Annotated in this window: 2 protein-coding genes and 2 pseudogenes; 1 reads left to right on the forward strand and 3 read right to left on the reverse strand. The window is 70.1% G+C overall.

Translation table 11 applies throughout. The features are described from left to right. Together ADX84_RS24855 and ADX84_RS24860 are read right to left on the reverse strand one after the other, a co-directional pair. Nucleotides 1-527 (reverse strand): hypothetical protein (locus ADX84_RS24855; protein ID WP_049579874.1); only part of this gene is annotated, 527 nt, incomplete at its 3' end. A gap of 247 nt (nucleotides 528-774) precedes the next feature. Beyond that, entirely contained in the window at nucleotides 775-2,244 is a 1,470-nt protein-coding gene (locus ADX84_RS24860; RefSeq protein WP_049579876.1) for an amino acid permease, read from the reverse strand. A 181-nt stretch (nucleotides 2,245-2,425) separates the two neighbouring features. On the opposite strand from ADX84_RS24860, the pseudogene ADX84_RS24865 reads away from it, so the two are divergent. Beyond that, a pseudogene (locus ADX84_RS24865) lies at nucleotides 2,426-3,532 on the forward strand (AMP-binding protein); the annotation flags it as partial. Here ADX84_RS24865 and ADX84_RS25865 read toward each other — a convergent pair. Continuing rightward, nucleotides 3,524-3,663 (reverse strand): annotated as a pseudogene (locus ADX84_RS25865) (roadblock/LC7 domain-containing protein); the annotation flags it as partial. The pseudogenes ADX84_RS24865 and ADX84_RS25865 sit on opposite strands and share 9 nt — an antisense overlap.

Raw genomic sequence — 3,663 nt, forward strand, 5'->3', positions numbered from 1 at the left:
CGGTGCCGGGGCTGGTGGTGCTCCGGGACGGGCTCGGCTCGGGTCGCGGTGGAACGGGGCCGGTCGTCGTCCCCTCCGTCCTCGTAGAGGCCGTCGAAGTACTCCTCCCGGGTGGGGCCGTCCTCGTTGTCGCGGACCCAGCGGGCGCCCACGAACACCGGAGCGGCCAGCACCAGGGCCAGGGGCACGAACACGCCCAGGGGCAGCAGCGTCAGGGCGCCCTCGACACCGGGCAGGACCGGCAGGCGTTCCAGCAGGTGCATGCGCAGCAGGGCGGTGGCGGTCGCACCACCCACGACCAGGGCAGCGGCGAAGGGCAGCATCGGGGTCAGGCGCGGCGGCACCGCGACCAGGGCGACTAACAGGCCCACGCCCACCAGTCCGGCCACCGCCACGGGGCCGGTGCCCTGTAGGGCGTCGGACTGCACGGCGTTCAGGCCCCGCAGGTGAGCGAACGCCCAGCCAGTCACCAGAAGTAGGACCGGGCCCAGGATCAGGCCGGACAGGAAGCCGACGAAATGTCGCACGGGGGTGCTCCTCTCAGGGGTTGCGCAGCACCATAGCGACAAAAACGGAGTTCAGCACCATAACCACCAAGAGGTGCGTTCCGGACACCCAGGGGTCATCGTCCCGTCGACCGCACCCCGAACCCGGCACGACACCCCCCTTCGCGCCGCTCACACACCCCCGCGAACGCGACGTGGCGCCGCCCCCACCAGGGAGACGACGCCACGCGAACCCCCACTCGGAGCCCGGTGCGGGGACGGGCCCCGCTCACTTGCCGGGGGAGTGGTCCTCACCCTCCGAACCCCCACCGGGCGGTTCCTCACCCTCCGATCCACCGCCGGCGGCCGACACCGAGCCCGTCCCGGCCACCCGGTCCAGCTCCTCGGGCGTGGCCCGCCCCTGCACACCGAGCACCCGCCGACTGGGCGGGTTGGCACCGAACACACGACGCGCCTCGTAGGCCAGCACCGCCACCACCACGGCCGCGACCGTCGCCCACAGCGCCTGACGGTGCTCGGGCAGGGTCGCCATCGCCAGGAAGATCGCCACCAACCCCAGCAGGGTCACCCACGTCAGATAGGGAAAACCCCACATCCGCAACGTGAGCCGCTCAGGCGCGTTACGCCGCACCCGCGCCCCCACGACCAACTGCGACGCGCAGATCGTCAGGAACAACACCAGCAGGATCGCGCCGATGGAGGCCACCAGGAACGCGAACACCTGCCCCGGGAACAGGTAGTCGGCGACCACGGCCGCATACCCCACCACGGTGCCCAGCAGGATCGCCCGCACCGGCACCCCACGGCGGTTGGTGCCCCGAAGCACCCGGGGAGCGTCCCCCTGACGGGTCAGCATGAACAGCATCCGCGAGGACGTGTACATGGCGGCGTTGAGCACGCTCAGCACCGCGATCAGCACCACGATCTCCATGATCAGCGCCGCGCCCGGAACACCCACGATCTCCATGACCACCACGAAGGGGCTGCGGTCCAGATCGGTGGAGTTCCACGGCACGACCATCACCACCACCAGGATGGAGGCCACGTAGAACAGGCCGATGCGCCACAGCACGTTGGTGATGGCCGACGCCACCCCCCGCTCCGGCTCGGCGCTCTCACCGGCGGCGATCGTGATGATCTCCACGCCACCGAAGGCGAACAGCACCACCACCGTCGCACCCAGCACCGCCACCCAGCCGTTGGGCGCGAACCCGCCCAGGTCCCACAGGTGGGAGACCGTCGCCCCTTGCGCACCGGTCCACAACCCCAGCGCGTACAACCCGCCCACCAGCAGGAACGCCACGATCGTGGCGACCTTGATGAGGGAGAACAGCGACTCGGTCTCGGCGAAGACCCGCACCGAGATCAGGTTGGCCACCGTCATGGTGAGCAGCACGATCAGGGCCAGCGCCCAGGGCGGCACGCCCTGCACCCACTGGCTCAGGATCGCGGCCCCGGCCACCGACTCCGCGGCCACCAGTACCGCGTACATCCACCAGTACAACCAGCCGATGCTGAACCCGGCCCGGGGTCCGAAGGCCAGGCGGGCGTAGTCGGAGAACGAACCCCCGGCCGGCACCGACACGACCATCTCGCCCAACGCACGCAGGGTCAGGAACACCAGCGCCCCGGCCAACGCGTAGGACACCACCGCCGCAGGGCCAGCGGTCTGGATCACCGCGCCGGAGCCGATGAACAGCCCGGCCCCCACCGATCCGCCGATCGCGATCAGTGCCATGTGTCGGCGGCGCAGCGAGTGCGCCAGCCCCGACCCGTCGTCTGTTTGTGTCGCCTCTGGGGGCGACTTCTCACTGCCTGTCACGGCCCCACCCTAGGACGCAAGGTTCACCACCATCCTCACTGACCCCACGAAACAACCCATCAACCAACGAATGTGAGGCAGGCCATCTCACGCACGCCCTACCCCGTGCCCCCACACCACCACCGGAAACGGCGACATCGCCACCGTCTACGTCTCCAACCTCATCGGCCCACCCCGAGGCGTCCGCGTCCCCGCCCGCGCCCTGTCCGCCATGCACGCCTACCACCACTTCGGCCTCGGCGTGGACGAAGACGACGTCTACTGGAACACCGCCGACCCCGGCTCCGCCTACGGCCTCTACCACGGCCTCATCTCCCCCCTCCTCGCCGGACACAACTCCCTCGCCCTACGCGCCGGATTCTTCGACCCCGAACTCACCCTCGACGTCCTGGGCCTCTACCAGGTCACCAACTTCGCCTCCGACCCCACCACCTACCGCACCCTGCGCGCCGCCACCAAGACCCTCCCGCCCGAGATCGTCGTCCAACGCATGGCCAGCGCCGGAGAACCCCTCTCCCCCGACGTCATCGACTGGGCCACCGACCTCTTCGGCGTCCCCGTCCGCGACCACTACGGCCAGACCGAACTCGGCTGGTGCGCCGGACTCCCCAACGGCGACCTCCCCGACCCCGCCACCACCACACCCCCAGGAGCCATCGGCCCAGCCCTGCCCGGCTGGAACATCCAGGTCCTCGAAGCCATCACCGACGAACCCGCACCCCTGGGCGCCTACGGCCGCATCGCCATCGACCGCGCCCAGAGCCCCCTCGACTGGTTCGACAGCTACCTCGGCTACGAGAACACCATCGACATCCGCTTCTCACCCGAACGCACCTACCACCTCACCGGCGACACCGGCATCATGGACCGCCAGGGCAACCTCCACTTCTCCACCCGCGACAACGGCGCCATCATCACCCGCAGCTACCGCATCGGCCCCACCGAGGTCGAAGCCGTCCTCAACGCCCACCCCGCCGTCGAGGAGAGCGGCGTCTACGCCATCCCCGACGACCTCGCCGGACACCTCGTCGGCGCCCGCGTGGTCCTGGCACCGGGACACACCGCAACACCCGAACTCGCCGAGGAACTCCGCGAATGGGTCCGCGCCCGCTTCGCACCCCACGCCGCACCCCACACCGTGGAATTCACCGACGAACTCCCCCGCACCGCCTCCGGAAAGATGCGCCGCGCCCGCCTACGCTGACCACCACCGCACCAGACGGTTCACCTCGAAGGCCGCCTGCCCCATGTCACACGAGGCGTCCGCCACCAACGCCAACTGCGCGCCCTGCCCAGCGGGCAGCACGAAGAAGAACACGTTGTCCATCTCCACCA

The sequence above is a fragment of the Nocardiopsis sp. SBT366 genome (assembly GCF_001083815.1).
GTDB lineage: Bacteria > Actinomycetota > Actinomycetes > Streptosporangiales > Streptosporangiaceae > Nocardiopsis > Nocardiopsis prasina.

What these genes read in the sequence shown, in the direction of transcription:
- ADX84_RS24860 (WP_049579876.1), bottom strand. Translation starts at nt 2,244, where the DNA reads ATGGCACTGATCGCGATCGGCGGATCGGTGGGGGCCGGGCTGTTCATC.